Source organism: Microbacterium cremeum (assembly GCF_015277855.1).
GTDB lineage: Bacteria > Actinomycetota > Actinomycetes > Actinomycetales > Microbacteriaceae > Microbacterium > Microbacterium cremeum.
Window position 1 is genome coordinate 3551072 of record NZ_CP063812.1, and the last position, 18307, is coordinate 3569378.

The 18307-nt window shown below is 71.4% G+C and carries 18 protein-coding genes; 4 read left to right on the forward strand and 14 right to left on the reverse strand.

The features are described from left to right. The first annotated feature begins 80 nt into the window (after nucleotides 1–80). A complete protein-coding gene (locus IM778_RS15835; RefSeq protein WP_194409770.1) occupies nucleotides 81–1325 on the forward strand; it encodes an MFS transporter in 1245 nt (414 codons plus the stop codon). Between the two features lie 71 nt (nucleotides 1326–1396). Here IM778_RS15835 and IM778_RS15840 read toward each other — a convergent pair whose 3' ends face one another. The 6 genes from IM778_RS15840 to IM778_RS15865 all read right to left on the reverse strand — a co-directional run bounded on the left by IM778_RS15840 (nucleotide 1397) and on the right by IM778_RS15865 (nucleotide 7732). Then, nucleotides 1397–2446, reverse strand: coding sequence for a fumarylacetoacetate hydrolase family protein (locus tag IM778_RS15840; protein WP_194409771.1), 1050 nt, complete (start codon nucleotides 2444–2446; stop codon nucleotides 1397–1399). Then, entirely contained in the window at nucleotides 2443–3468 is a 1026-nt protein-coding gene (locus IM778_RS15845; RefSeq protein WP_194409772.1) for an amidohydrolase family protein, read from the reverse strand. The genes IM778_RS15840 and IM778_RS15845 overlap by 4 nt, the downstream gene beginning before the upstream one ends. Further along, a complete protein-coding gene (locus IM778_RS15850) occupies nucleotides 3465–4610 on the reverse strand; it encodes an FAD-dependent oxidoreductase (RefSeq protein WP_194409773.1) in 1146 nt (381 codons plus the stop codon). Before IM778_RS15850 ends, IM778_RS15845 begins: the two co-directional genes overlap by 4 nt. A 33-nt stretch (nucleotides 4611–4643) precedes the next feature. After that, nucleotides 4644–5636, reverse strand: coding sequence for a cyclase family protein (locus IM778_RS15855; protein ID WP_194409774.1), 993 nt, complete (start codon nucleotides 5634–5636; stop codon nucleotides 4644–4646). A gap of 1 nt (nucleotide 5637) precedes the next feature. Then, nucleotides 5638–6645, reverse strand: a complete 1008-nt coding sequence (locus tag IM778_RS15860) for a fumarylacetoacetate hydrolase family protein (protein WP_194409775.1) — start codon at nucleotides 6643–6645, stop codon at nucleotides 5638–5640. A 67-nt stretch (nucleotides 6646–6712) separates the two neighbouring features. Then, complete coding sequence (locus IM778_RS15865; RefSeq protein WP_194409776.1) at nucleotides 6713–7732, reverse strand: VOC family protein; 1020 nt, start codon at nucleotides 7730–7732, stop codon at nucleotides 6713–6715. A gap of 147 nt (nucleotides 7733–7879) precedes the next feature. Here IM778_RS15865 and IM778_RS15870 point away from each other — a divergent pair, with 147 nt between their 5' ends. Continuing rightward, on the forward strand, nucleotides 7880–8854 hold the full coding sequence (locus IM778_RS15870; RefSeq protein ID WP_194409777.1) for a LysR family transcriptional regulator: 975 nt from the start codon (nucleotides 7880–7882) through the stop codon (nucleotides 8852–8854). Here IM778_RS15870 and IM778_RS15875 read toward each other — a convergent pair. After that, nucleotides 8840–10069: an MFS transporter gene (locus IM778_RS15875; protein WP_194409778.1), complete on the reverse strand. Its 1230-nt coding sequence runs from the start codon at nucleotides 10067–10069 to the stop codon at nucleotides 8840–8842. The two genes, IM778_RS15870 and IM778_RS15875, sit on opposite strands and share 15 nt — an antisense overlap. Nucleotides 10070–10130: 61 nt before the next feature. Here IM778_RS15875 and IM778_RS15880 point away from each other — a divergent pair, with 61 nt between their 5' ends. Together IM778_RS15880 and purU are read left to right on the forward strand one after the other, a co-directional pair. Then, nucleotides 10131–10517: a MerR family transcriptional regulator gene (locus tag IM778_RS15880; protein ID WP_194409779.1), complete on the forward strand. Its 387-nt coding sequence runs from the start codon at nucleotides 10131–10133 to the stop codon at nucleotides 10515–10517. Nucleotides 10518–10563: 46 nt separating this feature from the next. Next, nucleotides 10564–11439 carry a formyltetrahydrofolate deformylase gene (gene purU / locus IM778_RS15885; protein ID WP_194409780.1) on the forward strand — a complete coding sequence of 292 codons (876 nt, stop codon included), beginning with the start codon at nucleotides 10564–10566 and terminating at the stop codon, nucleotides 11437–11439. A 341-nt stretch (nucleotides 11440–11780) separates the two neighbouring features. Here the strand turns inward: purU and IM778_RS15890 are convergent, their stop codons facing one another. The 7 genes from IM778_RS15890 to IM778_RS15920 form a co-directional block, all read right to left on the reverse strand. Beyond that, nucleotides 11781–12554, reverse strand: a complete 774-nt coding sequence (locus tag IM778_RS15890) for an IclR family transcriptional regulator domain-containing protein (protein WP_194409781.1) — start codon at nucleotides 12552–12554, stop codon at nucleotides 11781–11783. 14 nt (nucleotides 12555–12568) lie between these two features. Beyond that, the gene (locus IM778_RS15895; protein ID WP_194409782.1) at nucleotides 12569–13738 is read right to left on the reverse strand and encodes a thiolase family protein; all 1170 of its coding nucleotides are present in this window, start codon (nucleotides 13736–13738) and stop codon (nucleotides 12569–12571) included. A 1-nt stretch (nucleotide 13739) separates the two neighbouring features. After that, entirely contained in the window at nucleotides 13740–14432 is a 693-nt protein-coding gene (locus IM778_RS15900) for a 3-oxoacid CoA-transferase subunit B (protein ID WP_194409783.1), read from the reverse strand. Beyond that, on the reverse strand, nucleotides 14429–15193 hold the full coding sequence (locus IM778_RS15905) for a 3-oxoacid CoA-transferase subunit A (protein WP_194409784.1): 765 nt from the start codon (nucleotides 15191–15193) through the stop codon (nucleotides 14429–14431). Before IM778_RS15905 ends, IM778_RS15900 begins: the two co-directional genes overlap by 4 nt. Before the next feature lie 472 nt (nucleotides 15194–15665). Continuing rightward, the gene (pcaC, locus tag IM778_RS15910; RefSeq protein ID WP_194409785.1) at nucleotides 15666–16067 is read right to left on the reverse strand and encodes a 4-carboxymuconolactone decarboxylase; all 402 of its coding nucleotides are present in this window, start codon (nucleotides 16065–16067) and stop codon (nucleotides 15666–15668) included. Next, nucleotides 16054–16836, reverse strand: coding sequence for an alpha/beta fold hydrolase (locus IM778_RS15915; RefSeq protein ID WP_194409786.1), 783 nt, complete (start codon nucleotides 16834–16836; stop codon nucleotides 16054–16056). Before IM778_RS15915 ends, pcaC begins: the two co-directional genes overlap by 14 nt. After that, nucleotides 16833–18296: a lyase family protein gene (locus tag IM778_RS15920; RefSeq protein ID WP_228484605.1), complete on the reverse strand. Its 1464-nt coding sequence runs from the start codon at nucleotides 18294–18296 to the stop codon at nucleotides 16833–16835. The genes IM778_RS15915 and IM778_RS15920 overlap by 4 nt, the downstream gene beginning before the upstream one ends. Nucleotides 18297–18307 lie beyond the last annotated feature (11 nt).

Consider the following 18307-nt stretch of genomic DNA (forward strand, 5'->3'; position numbering starts at 1 on the left):
ATCGATGAGCTCGATAACCTAATCGATCTTCGCTGATCCTCCCCGACGCCCTTCAATGAGGGTGAGTCGAAGGAGATTCAATGACGAAGCCAACCCTCGGTGTCGAGCAAGGCACCACCACCCGACGCGCCGGAGCCTGGCAGGCGGCCCTCCTGCTGGCCGGCAGCTGCATGCCCGTGATGGGGGCGGTCCTCATCACGCCGGTCCTGCCCCAGCTCTCGCAGCACTTCGCGGGCGAACCCGGCTCGGACGTGCTCGTGCCGATGATCGTGGCGATCCCGGCGCTCATGATCGCGATCTTCGCGCCGTTCGCCGGTCAGATCATCGACCGGCTGGGGCGCAAGAACCTGCTGGTGGTCGCGATGCTGGCGTATGCGATCGCCGGCACCGTGCCCGCGTACATCGACAGCCTCACCGGCATCCTCATCAGCCGCGCGTTCGTGGGGCTGTTCGAAGCCGCGATCATGACCGTGTGCACGACGCTGATCGTCGACTACTTCCACGAGGAGCGCCGGCGCAACAAGTACCTGAGTCTGCAGACCGTCGCCACGACGCTGGGCGCGACACTGTTCATCGCGCTCGGCGGTGCGGTCGGTTCAGCGGGCTGGCACGCGCCGTTCTGGATCTACGCGATCGCCGCCCCCATCGCGATCGTCATGGTCTTCGTGCTGTGGGAGCCGGGTCGCGGAGACGCGACGGATGCGCACATCGCGGTCGGCGAGAAGGCCCGCGTGCCGTGGCGGATCCTCGGACTGCCGCTCGTGGTCACCGTCTTCGGCGGCTTCACGTTCTACGTCATGGTGATCGAGGTCAGCTACCTCGTCGTCGGCACCGGGGTCTCCGCGGGTGACACCGCCGTGATCGGCCTGGTCGCGGCCATCGCCTCCCTCGCGACGGCCGCCGGCGCGCTCACGTTCCCGCGGATCGCGCGCCGCGGCACCGCGGTGCTGCTGCCTCTCGCCTTCGGCCTGCAGGCAGTCGGCATGGTCGTCGTGTGGCTGTTCGGCGGATTCGTCGGCGTGCTCGTCGGGGCCGTCATCGTCGGTTACGGCTCCGGCATCCTGCTGCCGTCGCTGGTGACGTGGGTCGTCTCGCGCACCCGCTTCGAGGAGCGCGGCCGGGCCACCGGCTGGTGGACGGCGTCGTTCTTCTTCGGCCAGTTCGTCACCCCCATCATCATGGGCGCGCTCACCGCCGCGACCGGCGCGCCACTGCCGGTCGCCGTCGGCATGGTCGGCATCGCAGCGGCTGTCGTCGCCGTGGTGCTCGCCTTCGGGATGCGTGCGGGAACGCGCACCGAACAGGCTGCACCGACCGCTCGCTGACATACGGAAGAGGGCCGGACCCGTCGTCGACGGGTCCGGCCCTCTTCCGCGTGCGGGCGGACGTCCGGCGATCAGTCGGCTCGGCGACGTGCCCGCGGGCGCGGACGCGCGGCCGGCAGCGCCGGTGCCGGCACGGAGTCGCCCACCCTCCCGTGCAGCTCGCCGATCCCCTCGACCGTCATGACCACCTCGTCGCCCGGCTGCAGCGGAGGCGGGGTCAGCCCGCCGTTGCGACCCCACAGCTCGCCGAGGCATCCGCCGTTGCCGACGGTGCCCGACCCGAGCACGTCACCGGGCACCACCCGTGAGTTGCGCGAGGCGTAGGCGACGAGCTCGGGGAACGGCCACCCCATGTTCGAGACGAGGTCCTCGCCGATCAGCTCGCCGTTGACGCGCACCTCGGCGCGCACCGCCAGGAAGCCGTCGGCGTCGAGGTACGGCTCCAGCTCGTCGGCCGTGACGATCCAGGGCCCCAAGCTCGTGCCGAAGTCCTTGCCCTTGGCCGGGCCGAGCCGCACCTTCATCTCGCGACCCTGGAGGTCGCGCGCCGACCAGTCGTTCATGATCGTGTAGCCGAAGATGCGGGATGCCGCGGCCTCGGCCGTCAGGTTCACCCCGTCCGACCCCGCTACACCGCCGATGATCGCGGCGACCTCCAGCTCGAAGTCCAGCCGCTCGGTCACCGGAGGCCGGACCGCCTCCCCAGGACCGAGGATCGTGTGCGGGTTCGTGAAGTAGAACGTCGGCGCCTGGTACCACTCGTCGGCGACGTGGCTCTTGCCCTCGACGCCGGCGCTCACCCCTTCGACGTGCTCCTCGAACGCCACGAAGTCGCGAACGGATGCCGGGACCAGCGGCGCGAGCAGGCGGACGGCACCGAGCGGCATGCCCGGCGCGTCCGCGACCCGTCCGTACAGGTCGTGCGCGGCATCCACCCCCGCGGCGAGCACGTCCGCGACGGTGATCCCGTCGGGGAACGGCACGACGCGATCGCCGACGACGAAGCCTTCGCGGACATCGTGCGGCGTTTCGTCTCGCTCCGCTCGCTCAACGACCGAGACATGCGGCGTTCCGTCTCGCTCCGCTCGCTCAACGACCGGGGTCCACCGGGCGATCCTCATGCGCGCACCCTCGTCCGCAGCAGCTCCTCGGCGTTGCCGGCCAGGATGCCGGCCGCGACATCGTCGGGCAGCCCCGCCGACGTCACGAAGCCCACCGGGTCGTCGAGCCCCATGTCGAACGGGAAGTCGCTGCCGAGCACGACCTGCGACGCGCCCGCGACCTCGATGAGGTGCCGCAGGGTCGCAGTGTCATGCACGACGGTGTCGAACCAGATCCTCCTCAGGTAGCTCGAGGGCTCGTGCGCGCACCCCTGCGCGTCCGGCCGCACGCGCCATGCGTGGTCGGAGCGGCCGATCGCGGTGGGCAGGTATCCGCCGCCGTGCGCCGCGACGACCTTCAAGCCGGGATGCCGGTCGAGCACGCCCGCGAAGATCAGGTGCGACAGCGCCACCGCGTTCTCGACGGGCTGTCCGACGGTGTTGGCGAGGTAGAACCGGTCGAGGCGTTCGTCGAGCGAGCACCCGAACGGGTGCAGGAAGACCACGCAGCCGAGCTCGGCGGCGCGTGCCCACAACGGCTCGAGGCGCTCGTCCGACAGCTCGACGTCACCGGCGGACGACGAGATCTCGACCCCGGCGAGTCCGCGCCCGAGCACCGCGTCGTCGAGGTACTCGACGATGCGGGACGGATGCTGCAGCGGCACCACGCCGAGACCGACGAGGCGGTCGGGGGCCCGGGCGACGTGCTCGGCGATGAGGCGATTGGTCTCACCCGCGACCCACACCGCGAGGCCCTCCGGCGCCCAGGGGTAGAAGTGGTTGGGAGACACGCTGACCCACTGCCTCTGGACGCCCTGCGCGTCCATGGCGGCGAGCCGTTCCCGCACGTCGGTGAGCTTCGGAATCCGGGCGCCGACCATCGGCCCCGAGACCCTCATGCTCTCGGCGCCGTTGCGGCGGCGTTCGAGCTCGGCGGCCTCGGCGACGAGCTCGGGCGCACGCTTCTCGACCTCGGCATGCACCTGCGGCAGGAGCAGGTGCGCGTGGACGTCGGTCACGCCGGCGATCGTGGCGCCGCTCATGCCGGCTGCGCCATCTGCTGCGCGATGCCGAAGATCAGACCCCCAGCGTCCGCGTCGCGGTCGCCGTCGATCTGCCATTGGCCGAGCTGGACGGATGCCTCGACCACCGCCTGCGCGCGCGGCAGCCGCCGCGCGTGGAACTGATCCCACAGCTCCTGGTCGACGGCATCCCGCTGCACCAGCAGCTCGGTCAGCACAAGCGCGTCCTCGAGGCCCTGCGCTGCACCCTGCGCGATCGTCGGAGGGCACGAGTGCGCGGCATCCCCGATGATGACGACGCGGCCGCGATTCCACGGTGCGGTGACGAGGTGCTGCGTGAACCACGTGTAGTGGGCTTTGGCGCCCGTCTCGAGATCCGCGCGGATCGAGTTCCACGGACCGCCGTAGGCGCGCGAGTCGTCGAGCATGATCCGGGTGGCCTCCTCGTCCGAGACGGTGAAACGGTCCTGCGCCTTCTCAACGAGGAACGCGTACATCGTGTCGTCGCCGGTGGGCGTGTAGCCGGCGATGTAGACCGGACCGCCGTAGTAGAGCTCGCTGCGCACGACCTCGGCGGGGCGCGACACGAACGTGCGCCAGATGCCCATGCCGGTGGGCTGCGGATTCTCGTCGATGCCGATCAGCTCCCGCACGGTCGAGTGCAGCCCGTCGGCGCCGATCACGAGGTCGTACTCGCCCGCGCTCTCCGCGGCGTCTTCGCCATCGACGAGCACCTCGACCGCGTCCTCTCGCGACGCGAGCCCGGTGAGCTTCACGCCGAAGCGCACGTTCGCGCCGGCCTGCTGCGCGTGCGCCAGGAGGATCTGTGCGAGCGCGGGGCGCGGCATCCCCATCGCCGCCGGATAGTCCGGCCCGCCCGTCTTGACGTCGGGCAGCTCGGCGACGATCGGGGCGTGGGGGCCGGGGGCGCGCAGGTTGAGGCCCTCGAAGGGGTAGCCCGCGGCGCGGACGTCGTCCCACGCGCCCAGTGCGTCGAACACGCGCAGCGCGTTGCCCTGCAGCGAGATGCCCGACCCCAGCGCGGTGAGTTCGGGCTTCGCCTCGAAGACCTCGACCTCGACGCCCGCCTTCGCGAGCTGGATGGCGGCGGCGAGGCCGGAGACCCCGGCGCCGACGACGGCGACCTTGCGTACGGCGGTCATGTCAGAACCTCTCTGTTCTTGGGATGGTGCGGGTCAGAGGATGGCCACGGGGTTGATCGGCGAGCCGACCGCCCCGGTGATCGGCAGCGGCGCGGCCGAGAGCAGGAAGTCCCAGCGTCCGCGTGCGGCGCACTCGGCACCGAGCGCTTCGAGGTTCCACATCTCGCCGATCGTGAGGCCGATGTTCGGGATCACGACCTGGTGCAGCGGCTGGAACGCGGGGGCATCGAACTCGTTCGGGCGCACCTCGAATCCCCACGTGTCGGTCGCGATCGCGGCGATCTCGGTGCGGTGCAGCCAGCCCGCCGTGGTCAGCGAGAGCCCGGGCGCGGGTCCACCCGCATAGTCGCCCCAGCCCTCGCGCCGGGTGCGGCCGTACTGCCCGGTGCGCACGAGCACGATGTCGCCGCGCCCGACCGTCACGCCCTGCGCGACCGCCGTCGCCTCGAGGTCGGCGACGGTCACCGCGTAGCCGTCGCCGAGCTCACCCGACTCGGGGCCGACGTGGCTGCCGACGTCGAGCAGCACGCCGCGGGAGACGATGACGGATGCCGCGTGCTCGATGCCGGTGACGAGGTCGCCCTCGCTCGTGACGACGTCGCCCGCGCGCCGCCCGTTCCACGCGTTGCCGTGGTCGAAGATGTGGCCGAGCCCGTCCCACTGCGTCGAGCACTGCAGCGGCATCGCGATGACGTCGTCGGCGCCGCCGATGCCGTGCGGGAAGCCCTGGTTGCCGCGCTCGGCGTCCACACCGGTGTCGGTCATGGTGTGCACGGGATTGGTGCGACGCCGCCAGCCCTTCTGCGGCCCGTCGGTGTCGAACCGCTGTGCGAGCGAGACGACCACGCCGTCTCGCACGAGCCCGGCGGCCTCGACGCGCTTGGCCTCGTCGATGAAGTTGAGCGTGCCGAGCACGTCGTCCTCGCCCCAGCGACCCCAGTTGCGGTAGGCCGCGGCGCGCGCGGCGATCTCACCCTCGGGGTCCTGTCGGTCGAGGTCGGCCGGGTTCTCGGAGGGAAGGGTCATTTCATCGCCTCCCGGTCGTTGAGCGAGCGAAGCGAGACGAAACGGGTCCTTCCGCGAGGCAACGGACCACCTGGGTGCCGAGGCCCTCGATCGCGCCGGTCATGACGTCGCCGTCGCGCAGGAACCGGCGCCAGTGCTGGCCGTTTCCGGCGGGACTGCCGGTCAGCAGCACGTCGCCGGGCAGCAGCGGCATGTTCTGCGACGCGCCCGAGACGAGTGCCGGGATGCCGAACAGCAGGTCGCTGGTCGAGGCATCCTGCATCACCTCACCGTTGAGCTCGAGGCGCACGCTGAGGTTCGCCCCGTCGACGAAGGGCGCCGGCACGAGGAACGGCCCCGTCGGAAGGAAGCCCGGCGCATTCTTGGCGCGGTACCAGTCGGTGCCGATCTCCTTCATGTCCTTGCGGAACACGAGGTCGCGCGTGGTGATGTCGTTGACGATCGTGTAGCCCGCGATGTGGTCCATCGCGTCCTCGCGCGAGACGCGGAACGCCTCGCGTCCGATCACGACGGCGAGCTCCAGCTCCCAGTCGTGCACGTCGCTGTACGAGGGCAGCACGAGCGGCACGTCGTCGCCGACGACGCACGCGGAGAGCCCGATGAAGAAGTACGGCTCGCCGTTCGCGGCGCGGTCGTCCATCATCTTCGCGGCGGCCGCACGGGCTTCGTCGAGCGTGCGGTCGGAGGTGTTCGTGAGGCCGGCTGCCACCAGCTCGATCACGTGCTGGCGGTAGTTGGCGCCCGTCTGCAGCACCTGGCGCGGCTCGACCGGAGCGGTCAGGGTGACGTCGGTCAGCGGCATCCACCCGCCGTCGTCGCCGTCGGCGAGCGCGGCGAGGCGGTCCCACTCGGGATCGGCGAGGAAGTCGTTGAGGGATGCCGCGCCGAGGTCCTCGGGCGGGAGCGGGCGGATGCGGTCGTGGGCGACCAGGCCCAGACGCGGCGAATCGCCCTGCCGGTAGCGGGCGAGGGCGAAGGGGACGGTCGGGCCGTGCGACGTCGTCGTCATGCGAACTCCTGGTGCGGTGTGGTGCGGCGGAGGCGACCGGTCGATCGGTCGCCTCCGCCGGGTCTGGTCAGCCCTGGCCGTGCTTGGCGTAGGGGTTGAACAGGGCGTCCTTGATCTCGTCGGGCACGCCCTCCTCGGTCGCGCTCGGGCCGTCGGCCGGCGGGAACGACTCCGTCATCGACATCGGCATGACGCTGTTGCGATAGAAGTTGTTCGACCCCTGCGACGGGCGCCACGTGTTGGGCTCCCAATCCGGCACGTAGTTGCGGTAGCCGCCGGTGTTCAGCTCGATGCGCAGGCTCGACGGCTCGCGGTAGTAGAGGAAATTCTGCTCGCCGATGCCGTGGATCGACGGTCCGTACTCGATCGGGTAGCCGTTCTCAATGAGCACATCCGCCGCGATGAGGAGCTCTTCGCGCGTGTCGACCCAGAAGGCGTAATGGTTCACGCGGCCGGCCCGGGTGGAGCCGTCGAGCACGACGCCGAGGTCGTGGGACTTCTCGTTCGTGGTCAGCACCGAGAACACCGAGATCGGGGCCTCGTCGAGGATCGTCCTGGCCATGATGCGGAACCCGAGCACCTCGCTGTACCAGGCGGTGAACGCGTCGACGTCGCTCGTGGCGATGGTGACGTGGTCGAGCTGCCGCGGGGCGCCGGCGACCTTGCTGCGACGCGACGGCCGGTCGGGGTAGATCGACGCGGCGTCGCCCTCGGTGTCGTGGTGGCGGGTGACGTCCCAGTGCAGGGTGAGGGTGTGACCCCACGGTCCGGTGAAGCGGTATGCGCGGCCGATCTTGTGGACGTCGACCCACTCGCCCTCGACGCCGGCGGCCTCGATGCGCGTGGCGGCCTCCTCGAGCGCCTCGGCGCTGGAGGTGCGCCACGCGGCGGTGACGAGCGAGGGCTCGTCGCCCGGGACGACGACGACGCTGTAGGCGTAGTAGTCGCCCCAGCAGCGCAGGTAGACGGCGCCGTCGACGCGGTCGACGACGGTCAGGCCGACCTGGTTGACGTAGAAGTCGACGGATGCCTCGACATCCGGCGAGGTGATCTCCACGTAGGAGAGGTGGGAGAGGAGCTTGATCATCGTTGAACCCTTCCGAAGCTGCCTGGGCTGCGCCGCCCTGATCTCTCCATCGTGATCGGCGGCGATCCATCAGCAAAGCGGATTCCCGCTATATGCTCGATCAACGCTGTTTATGTCCAAGCTTCCGACCCGGAGGACCACGACGACGTGTCCGACCGACCGCTTGTCTCCCGACTCGATCTCAACCTGCTGGTGGCGCTCGATGCGCTGCTGACCGAGCGCAGCGTGACGCGCGCCGCCGAGCGACTGCGGTTGAGCCAGCCCGCGTTGAGCGCCTCGCTCGCCCGGCTGCGCCTGCACTTCAACGACCCGATCCTGGCGCGCCGCGGCAACACCTACGAGCTGACACCCTTCGCACTGCAGCTCGCCGAGCACACCGCCGCAGCTCTCGAAGCCGCGCGGCGGGTCTTCGAAAGCCAGGCGACGTGGTCGCCCGAGGAGTCGACGCGCGAGTTCTCGATCTACGGATCCGACTACGGCTTCGTCTCAGTCGGCAGCGTCGTCTCGCGTCTGGCCGCCGAGCGCGCCCCGGGCGTGCGGTTCCGGTTCATGCTGCACAATCCGGCGATCGTCGACGACGCGGCGGCGCGGCTGCGCTCGGCCGACGGGCTCATCATCCCGCACGGGCCGGTCTCGGATCTTCCGTATGTGGACCTCTGGCACGACGAGTGGGTGGCGCTCGTCGCGGAGTCCAACCACGCCGTCGGCAGCACCCTCACGATGGAGCAGCTCGCGGAGTTCCCGTGGGCGATGACGTACCAATCCCGGTCGGCGTTCACCTCGGCGGGCCGGCAGGTGCAGCAGCTGGGCATCGAGCCGCGCATCGAGGTGGTCGTCGAGAGCTTCCTGTCGATGACCCACTTCATCGCGGGCACCCCTCGCATCGCGATCATCCAGGCGGCGATCGCACCGCTGGCGGTCCGTGCCGGAGGCGTGCGCACCGTCGGACTGCCGTTCCGGCCCACTCCCCTCACCAACGCGCTGTGGTGGCACCCCGTTCACGGCCGCGATCCCGAGCACGCCTGGATGCGCGACCTCTTCGTGGAGGCGGGACGGATCGTGGATGCCGGAGCCTACGTCGCCGAGGCCCCCGACGCACCGGCGGCCTCAGCGCACCGCTGAGGCGGCGAGCCTCGCGCGCGCCAGCACGACGCCGACCGTCCCGAGCACCGCCGCGAGCACCATCGCGGCCGCCGACACCGCTGTGGTCACGGCCGGGGCGGTCTCACCGCCGGTGATCCCGCCCAGCCACGGGCCGACCGCGATGCCGACGTTGAAGAGCACGACGATCCCGGCGCTCGCGAGCGTCCGCGTGCGCTCGGTGGCGATGCGCATCAGGGTCGTCTGCAGCAGCGGGAAGAGCGCTCCGATCGCGAAGCCCCACACCAGGAGCGCGCCGACGACCGCGGCGAGCGCTCCGGCGGCGACGGTGAGCACGGCGAACGCCACCGCGAAGGCGGCGAGGATCGCCACGAGCGCGCTGCGGGGAAACCGGTCGGCGAGGAAGCCGGCCACCACGACGCCCACCATCCCGGCCATGCCGTACGCGAACAGCAGGGCTGCCGCCCACTCGGCCTCGATGCGGGCGGACACCTCGAGGTACGGGCGGATGTAGGTGAACGAGGCGAACTGCGCGACCGCGATGAGCACGGCCGAGGCTCCGAACGCGGCGAGCGCCGGCAGCGACGGGTCGCGCCAGAAGCCGCGCACCCGATCGGCGGTGACCTCGCGGGCGGGCACGTAGCGCGGCATCCCCCGCATCACGATGACGCCGATCACGAGAGCGATGCCGCCCAGCACGACGAACGCGGCCCGCCATCCGACCGCCTGCGCGAGGAGCGTGGCCGCCGGCAGCCCCGCGACCGTCGCGGCCGTGCCGCCGGCGGTGACGATCGCCAGGCCGCGGCCCAGGTGCGACGGGGCCAGCAGCGACGTCGCGTACACGATCACGACGGCCCAGAAGACGCCGTGCGCCGCCGCCGCCCCGATGCGCATCGCGAACGCGAAGCCGTACGACGGCGCCAGTGCGGTCGCCAGATTGGCGAGGGCGAAGACGCCGAGCGAGACGCCCACGACGAGGCGCCGGTCGACCCGGCCCAGCGCCCGGGAGAGCGGGATGCTCGTGACGATCACGGTGAGCGCCCACACCGAGATGAGCAGGCCGATCTGCATCGACGAGACTCCGAGATCGGCCGACATCTCGGGCATCATTCCGGCCGGGAGCGACTCGGCGGTGACGGTCACGAGCACACCGAAGCTCAGGATGAGCAGGGCGCGCATCGGGAAGCGGGACGGTGGGGCGGATGCCCCGGCCGGGGCGGTCGTTGTCGTCGTCATGAAGCGAGGCTAAACTTTGACATTGATGTCAATGTCAAGCTCTTCGGCGAAACGAGACGACATGAAGATCGGCGAGCTGTCGGAACGCACCGGGATCCCCACGCGCATGCTGCGTTATTACGAGCAGCAGGGGCTGCTCAGCTCGGAGCGGTCGGCGAACGGCTACCGCTCGTACGACGAGGCGAGCGTGGAGCGCGCCGCCCGCGTGCGCGGCCTCGTGCAGGCGGGCCTGTCCACCCGTATGGCGAAGGTCGTGCTCGACATCGAGCGGCAATGCGAGCTCGCCGCTCCCCCGCAGTGCTCTCTCGCCCTCGCCGAAGAGCTCGCCGAGGAGCTCGCCGTGCTGGAGGACCGCCTGGCGTGCCTCACCAAGAGCCGCGACGCGGTCGCGCGCTATCTCGAGCTGACGCGGCACGGCGACCTGATCCGTCGCGCGGACGCCGCGTAGCGGCATCCGTCCACGGCGCCAGCCGCCGGCAGGGCAGAATCGAACAATGGCCGTCCCCGTGAACCTCACCCCCGACCACGCCTGCCTCATCGTCCACGGGAAGGACCGCCCGGGGATCGTCGCGGCGGTGTCGGCCGTGATCACGCGCGTCGGCGGCAACATCGTGGCGTTCGACCAGTACTCCGACGACCCCATCGGCGGTGCGTACTTCCAGCGGGTGGTCTTCCACCGTCCGCGGTTCGCCGTCGACCGGCCGCTCATCGAGGCTGAGATCGGACAGACGCTCGCGGGTTTCGAGCTTGAGTGGTCGCTCACCGACCAGTCGGTGCCCAAGCGCATGGCCATCCTCGCCTCGAAGCAGGACCACTGCCTGCTCGACCTGCTGTGGCGTCACCGCCGCGGCGATCTGCCGGTCACGATCCCGATGGTGGTGTCGAACCACACCACCTCGGCCGAGGACGTCCGCTCGTTCGGGGTGCCGTTCTTCCACGTGCCGTCCGTCGCCGGGCCCGACAAGGCGGCGTCCGAGGCGAAGATCCTCGAGCTGCTGAAGGGCAACGTCGACTTCGTCGTGCTCGCGCGGTACATGCAGATCCTGTCGGCCGGATTCCTCGAGCAGCTCGGGGTGCCGGTCATCAACATCCACCACTCGTTCCTGCCCGCCTTCATCGGCGCCGAACCGTACAAGAAGGCCAAGGAGCGCGGCGTCAAGCTCATCGGCGCCACGTCCCACTACGTCACCGGCGACCTCGACGAGGGCCCGATCATCGAGCAGGACACCGTCCGCGTCACCCACGCCGACTCCGCCGCCGAGCTCGCCCGCCGCGGCGCCGACGTCGAGCGCCAGGTGCTCTCGCGCGCCGTGCTGTGGCACGCGCAGGACCGCGTGATCCGCCACGGCAACCACACGATCGTGTTCTGACGACGGTCCCCACGCCCCTTCCAGACGCCGCTGGCGCGTCGTCCGGAGCCTCCGGGCGCGTAGGCCCAGCCGCGGGCCGCGGCATCCGTCACGCGTGACGCGGCGCGACCCGGTGTTCGCAGGTCACGGGCCCGGCGTTCGCGGGTCACGGCACGCGGAATTACGGAGGCGATTCCGCGTGTTGCGCCACCTGAAGCGGCGCGACCCGGGGTTCGCGGGTCACGACACGCGGCATCGCACACGCGATACCGCGTGTTGCGCCACCTGAAGCGCGCGGCGCGACACCGCGCCCGCGCCCGCGCACCGCGCCGGGCCCGGCGGGCGAGCCGACACCGGGCGGGTCACACCAGCCGCAGCTCGGCGTCGATCGCGCGGCATGTCTCGAGCAGGCGCGGCAGGTACTCTGCCACGACGTGGTCGACGGTGTCGCGCGTCGCGCTCGTCGAGACGTTCACCGCAGCGACGACCTCGCCGCGACGGCCGCGCACGGGCGCCGCGACCGAACGCAGCCCGGGCTCGAGCTCACCGTCGACGAGCGCCCAGCCCTGCTCGCGCACGCGCTCGACCTCGCGGCGCAGCTCGTGCGGATCGGTCACGGTGCGCTCGGTCAGGGACGGCAGACCGGATGCCGGGAGCAGCGCCTCGAGCGCGGCATCCGGCATCCCTGCCAGCAGCACGCGGCCCATCGACGTCGCGTATGCGGGGAAACGGGTGCCGATCGTGATGCGCACGCTCATGATCCGACGCGTCGGCACGCGCGCGATGTAGACGATGTCGCCGCCGTCGAGCACCGCCGCCGACACGCTCTCATCGACGTCGCGCGAGAGCCTCTCGAGGTGCGGCTGGACGATCTCGGGCAGCGACAGCGAAGAGAGGTAACTGAAGCCGAGCTCCAGCACGCGGGGCGTCAGGGCGAAGAAGCGGTCATCGGCGCGGACGTAGCCGAGCCGCTCGAGCGTCCGCAGGAACCGACCCGCCGCCGCGCGCGGGATGCCGGCGCGGCGCGCCACGTCGCTCAGCGTGAGCTCGGAGTGCTCGCCGTCGAAGGCCCGGATGACGGCCAGCCCGCGTGCGAGGGACTGGACGAAGTCGCCGGAGGCCTCGATCTCGGTCATCCGTACATTCTCGACTACCGCTCGAGGACGACCGCGAGGCCCTGCCCGACGCCGATGCAGATCGCGGCGACCGCGACTCCGCTCCCGCGCCGGCGCAGCTCGTGCGCGGCCCGCCCGATGATGCGGCCGCCCGACGCGCCGAGCGGATGGCCGATCGCGATGGCGCCTCCGCGCTCGTTGAGCCGTGCCGGGTCGAGCTCGGTCCACAGCTGCGCGCACGCGAGGCTCTGCGACGCGAACGCCTCGTTCAGCTCGACGAAGTCGACGTCCGCCCATGTGCGGCCGGCGCGTGCGAGGGCGCGGTTCGCGGCTTCGACGGGCGCGACGCCGAAGACATCCGGGTCGTTGCCGAACACGCCGCGGCCGGTGATGCGGGCGAGGGGCTCGGCATCCGTCGCCCCCTCCCTGCCCAGGAGCACGGCCGACGCGCCGTCGTTGATGGGAGACGAGTTGCCGGCCGTCACCGTGCCGTCGGCGGCGAACAGAGCCTTCAGCCCGGCGAGCTTCTCGAGCGTCGTGTCGTCGCGGATGCCCTCGTCGCGGGTGAGCCCGGCCCCGGGGACCTGCACGATCTCGTCGTCGAAGGCACCGTCGGCCCAGGCCTCGGCCGCGCGGCGGTGGCTCTGCAGCGCGAAGGCGTCCTGCTCCTCGCGTGAGATGCCGTAGATCGACGCGAGCTTCTCGGCGGACTCGCCGTTCGAGATCGTCCACTCCTTCGGCAGCGCCTTGTTGACCATGCGCCAACCGATCGAGGTGTTCCACAACGTCTGGTTGCCGACCGCCGGCCAGGGCTTCGGCGACTTCTCGACGACGTACGGTGCACGGCTCATCGACTCGACTCCGCCCGCGAGGATGAGGTCGGCGTCGCCCGCCTCGATCGCGCGCGAACCCTGGATCACGGCTTCGACCGACGAACCGCACAGCCGGTTGACGGTGACGCCGGGCACGCTCGTGGGAAAGCGGGCCAGCAGCGCACCCATGCGCGCGACGTCGCGGTTGTCTTCGCCGGCCTGATTGGCGTCGCCGAAGATCACGTCCTCGATGCGGGCGGGGTCGATGCCGGTCCGCTCGACGACGGCCTTCATGACGACGGCGGCGAGGTCGTCTGGACGCACGCCCGAGAGTGCGCCCCCGGCGCGGCCGAACGGCGTGCGGACGGCGTCGTAGATGTACGTGGCGGGCATATCAGGTCTCCTCCCGGATGCCGGAGGCTGAGGCATCCGTCAATTCCAGTCCGATGATCTCGGCGAGGGATTCCACCGTGTTGTCGCCGAAGGCCTCGCGCACGGCGAAGCCGTCGGGGGTGACGTCGAACACGGCGTGGTCGGTGTACACGCGCGTGACGCAGCCGACGCCGGTGAGGGGGTACGTGCACGCCTCCACCAGCTTGGACTCCCCGGTCTTGGTGAGCAGGTCGGTCATGACGTAGACGTTCTTCGCCCCGATGGCGAGGTCCATCGCTCCGCCGACGGCGGGGATGGCACCGGGCGCCCCCGTGGACCAGTTGGCGAGGTCGCCGGTCTGCGACACCTGGAAGGCGCCGAGCACGCACACGTCGAGGTGCCCGCCCCGCATCATGCCGAACGAGTCGGCGTGGTGGAAGTACGCGGCGCCGGGGAGCGCGGTCACCGGCTGCTTGCCGGCGTTGATGAGGTCGGGGTCGATGCGGTCGGCCTCGGGGGCGGGACCCATGCCGAGCAGCCCGTTCTCGGTGTGGAGGATGATCTCCTGGTCGGCCGGCAGGAAGTTCGCGACGAGCGTGGGCGCCCCGATGCCGAGGTTCACGTACGAGCCCTCGGCGATGTCGGCGGCGATGCGCCGGGCGAGCTCGTCGCGACTGATACGGGTGGCCTGCGGCTTCGGTTCGCCGGCGCTCACTGGTCCACCTCCGCCTCGGTCTCGGCCTCCGGCGCGTCGAGCGGCCGGCCCTCGATGTCGACGCCGCCGGTGAACTCGCCGCCGCGCAGCCACCCGCGCTCACCCACCGCGACGACGCGGTCGACGAAGATGCCGGGCGTCACGACCGTCTCGGGGTCGAGCGATCCGAGTGGCACGACCTCGTCGACCTGGACGATCGTGGTCGTCGCGGCGGACGCCATGATCGGGCCGAAGTTGCGCGCCGTCTCGCGGTACACGAGGTTGCCCCAACGGTCGGCCTGGAGCGCGCTGACGAGGGCGAAGTCGGCCTTGATCGGGTATTCGAGCACGTAGGTGCGTCCGTCGATCTCGCGCTGCTCCTTGCCCTCGGCCAGCTGAGTGCCGACGCCGGTCGGTGAGAAGAACGCGCCGATGCCGGCACCTGCGGCACGGATGCGTTCGGCGAGGTTGCCCTGCGGCACGAGTTCGAGCTCGATCTCGCCGGCCCGGTAGAGCCCGTCGAAGACCCATGAGTCGTGCTGGCGCGGGAACGAGCACAGGATGCGGCGCACCCGCTTCTTGGCGAGCAGCGCCGCGAGCCCGGTGTCGCCGTTGCCGGCGTTGTTGTTGATGATCGTGAGGCCGGAGGCCCCCTGCGCGATCAGCGCGTCGATCAGCTCGACGGGCTGGCCGGCCCGCCCGAAGCCGCCGATCATGACGGTCGCGCCGTCGGGGATGCCGGCGACCGCCTCCTCGACGGATGCCACGGTCTTGTCGATCACCTGAACTCCTCGTTCGCTCTGCGAACACTTGTCCGTACTGCGACCATCCTACCTCGATCTCACCCGCCGCACCACAGCTCCGCAGTCACATTCCGCGGGGCCGCGCCCTACGCGCGCGCCAAAAGTGACTGCGGACGCCAAAGGCCTCCCGCACCCACGGAGGGCGCCCCACGCACCCGCGGCGAAGGCCCCACGCACCCGCACCACAGCTCCGCAGTCACATTCCGCGGGGCCGCGCCCCCCGCGCGCACCAAAAGTGACTGCGGACGCCAAAGGCCCCACGCACCCGCACCACGGCTCCGCAGTCACATTCCGCGACCCCCCGCCCGCCGCGCGCACCAAAAGTGACTGCGGACGCCAAAGGCCCCACCCGCACCCGCGGAACGGCTCCGCAGTCACATTCCGCGACCCCGCGCCCTACGCGCGCACCAAAAATGACTGCGGACGAAGCACGGACCACCGGCGCGGCGGATCAGGCGTCGGCGGCGAAGACCTCGGCTGCGATGCGGAACGCCGTGTTCGCCGCGGGGACCCCGCAGTACAGCCCGGCCTGCAGGATCACCTCGCGGATCTCCTCGACCGTGAGCCCGTTGCGCAGCCCGGCGCGCAGGTGCATCGCGAGCTCCTCGTGGTGCCCGAGCGCGATGAGCGCCGTGATCACCGCGACCGAGCGGGAGCGGCGATCCAGGCCGGGTCGCGACCAGACGTCACCCCACGCGACGCGCGTGATGAAGTCCTGGAAGTCGGCGGTCAGCTCCGTGGTGCCGGCGATCGCGCGATCGACATGCTCGTCCGACAGCACCTCGCGGCGTACCGCCATCCCCTGCTCATAGCGCTGCTCGTCGGTGAGGCCCTCGCCGTCAGGACGCGGCATCCGTCTTCTCCTTCGCGACACGATCGAAGAACTCCCGCAGCACGGCCGCGGTGGCCGCGGCGTCGTCCGCGGGAGGCAAGTGTGCGGCATCGGCGATGCCGGCGGAACGCCCGTCGCGCACGCCGTCCGCGATCTCGCGAGCGGATGCCTCGGGGGTGACGCCGTCGTGGGCTCCCCACACCGCGAGCACGGGCCGGGTGATCTCGCCGAGGCGCTCGCGCACGTCGAACGCGGCGAGCGCCTCGCAGCACAGGGCGTAGCTCTCGTCGTCGGCGTCCTGCAGCGCATGGAGCAGGCGGCCTGTGATCTCGGGGTTGCGCTCGATCGACCCCGGGGCGAACCACCGCTGGGCGGAGCCGACGATGAGCGCCGACGTGCTCTGCGCGCGCACCTGCGCCGCGCGCTCGTGCCAGGCCTGCGGCTCGCCGATGTGCGCCCCAGAGGCGACGATCGCGGCGCCGATCACCTGGTCGGGATGGCGCAGCAGCAGCTCGAGCCCGACGCAGCCCCCGAACGAGACTCCCGCGTACAGGAACGGTTCGCCGACGGCCGCGGCGACAGCATCCGCCACCTCCGCCATCGTGAAGGGCGCGGTCGCGCGGGACGACGCCCCGTGCCCGGGAAGGTCCCATGCCCGCACGCGGTAACCGGCGAGCGCGGGCGTCACGTTCTCCCACAGGATCGTCGAGGTACCCAGCGACGGTCCGAGCACGACGAGCGGCCCCGTCTCGGAACCTGCCCGAGTGAGTGCGATCTCAGGAACGGTCACGTTCCCTCCCCTCCTGGTCCGTCGCCCTGGTCCGTGTCGCCCTGGTCCGTGCCGCCGTGGTCCGTGCCGCCGTGGTTCGCGAGAGTGTCGTGGACCCCGTCGCGCCCGACGGCGTCGTCGACGAATTCGCCGGCGAGACCGGTGTATCGCGCCGGGTCGAGCAGGGCGTCGACATCCACGCCGGCCTCCCGCACCGCCGCGAACCCCCGTACGAGGGTCGCGATGTCGTCGCCGCGCGCGGCCGCCGCGACGATCCCTCGCACGCCTTCGGCGCCGATGAGGGGCGTCAGCACGATCGACAGCCGCTCCGACACGAGGAGTCCGCGCGTGGCGCCGAGGTTGCGCGCGACGGCATCCGGCTCGACGTGCAGTTCGGTGACGAGCGACGCGGTGTGCGCCGTCGCACCCAGCGCGAGGCGCAGCAGTTCGCGCAGGGTCGGCCACTCCGCGTGCCACGCACCGTCGGGGCGCTCGTCGCCGGCGAGAGCCGAGGCGAGATGCAGCGTCGCTGCGAGCTGCGGGGCGCGCAGCGCGGCGGAGCGGATGAGAACGGATGCCGCGGGGTTGCGCTTCTGCGGCATCGCCGACGATGCTCCATAGCCCTCTCCCTGAGCCTGTCGAAGGGTCGAGACCTCGCCGATCTCGGTGCGGCTGAGGGTCGCGACGTCGGTCGCGATCTTGCCGACCGCGTCGACGGCCTGGACGAGGGCGTCGCCGAGCTCGGTCACCGGCCAGCGCGAGGTGTGCCACGGCGCGGGCGGGGCGTCGAGCCCGACCTCGTGCGCGAATCCGGCGATGAGCTCGCGCGCCCGTGCCGCCGACCCGGTGTGCTCGACGAAGGAGGCAGCCGTGCCCGCCGCGCCGCCCAGCTGCGCCGGCAGCTCGCGCCGCACCCCATCGAGCCGGTGCTTCGCGCGTGTCACCGCGCGCAGCCACCCCGCGGCGCGGAGCCCGACCGTCGTGGGAACGGCGTGCTGGGTCAGTGTGCGCGCCGCGGCGACGTCGTCGCGCCGCGACCGCGCCAGCGAGCGGAGCGACACCTCGGCGTGCGCGAGCGCGGCGATCACCCGCTCCGACGCGGCGCGCGCGACGAGCATGAGCGCCGTGTCGACGATGTCCTGACTGGTCGCACCGCGGTGCAGCCAGGACCGCGCGTCGGCCGCGACGCGTTCCCGCATCTGCGCGACCAGCGGGATCACCGGGTTGCCGCCCGCCACCGATGCCGCCGCGAGCGCCGCGACGTCGAGGCCATGCCCGCGGCATCCGCGCAGCGCTCCGTGCCAGCCGAACTCCGCCTCGATCTCGTCGACCGCCTCGTCGGGTGCGAGACCGAGCTCTCGGTAGGCACGGCTGAGCGCGACCTCGGCGGTCACGAGCGCGTCGAGGAATGCGGCATCCGTCACCGTCTCGTCATGCCCGGCCGTGACCGGTGAGAGCAGCCCCTCGTCGACCGCCGTCACGACCGGCCCTC

Excerpts from the sequence above, each read along its gene's own strand:
- IM778_RS15835 (WP_194409770.1), top strand. The coding sequence starts at position 81 with ATGACGAAGCCAACCCTCGGTGTCGAGCAAGGCACCACCACCCGACGC.
- IM778_RS15840 (WP_194409771.1), bottom strand. The coding sequence starts at position 2,446 with ATGAGGATCGCCCGGTGGACCCCGGTCGTTGAGCGAGCGGAGCGAGAC.
- IM778_RS15845 (WP_194409772.1), bottom strand. The coding sequence starts at position 3,468 with ATGAGCGGCGCCACGATCGCCGGCGTGACCGACGTCCACGCGCACCTG.
- IM778_RS15850 (WP_194409773.1), bottom strand. The coding sequence starts at position 4,610 with ATGACCGCCGTACGCAAGGTCGCCGTCGTCGGCGCCGGGGTCTCCGGC.
- IM778_RS15855 (WP_194409774.1), bottom strand. The coding sequence starts at position 5,636 with ATGACCCTTCCCTCCGAGAACCCGGCCGACCTCGACCGACAGGACCCC.
- IM778_RS15860 (WP_194409775.1), bottom strand. The coding sequence starts at position 6,645 with ATGACGACGACGTCGCACGGCCCGACCGTCCCCTTCGCCCTCGCCCGC.
- IM778_RS15865 (WP_194409776.1), bottom strand. The coding sequence starts at position 7,732 with ATGATCAAGCTCCTCTCCCACCTCTCCTACGTGGAGATCACCTCGCCG.
- IM778_RS15875 (WP_194409778.1), bottom strand. The coding sequence starts at position 10,069 with ATGACGACGACAACGACCGCCCCGGCCGGGGCATCCGCCCCACCGTCC.
- IM778_RS15880 (WP_194409779.1), top strand. The coding sequence starts at position 10,131 with ATGAAGATCGGCGAGCTGTCGGAACGCACCGGGATCCCCACGCGCATG.
- purU (WP_194409780.1), top strand. The coding sequence starts at position 10,564 with ATGGCCGTCCCCGTGAACCTCACCCCCGACCACGCCTGCCTCATCGTC.
- IM778_RS15890 (WP_194409781.1), bottom strand. The coding sequence starts at position 12,554 with ATGACCGAGATCGAGGCCTCCGGCGACTTCGTCCAGTCCCTCGCACGC.
- IM778_RS15895 (WP_194409782.1), bottom strand. The coding sequence starts at position 13,738 with ATGCCCGCCACGTACATCTACGACGCCGTCCGCACGCCGTTCGGCCGC.
- pcaC (WP_194409785.1), bottom strand. The coding sequence starts at position 16,067 with ATGCCGCGTCCTGACGGCGAGGGCCTCACCGACGAGCAGCGCTATGAG.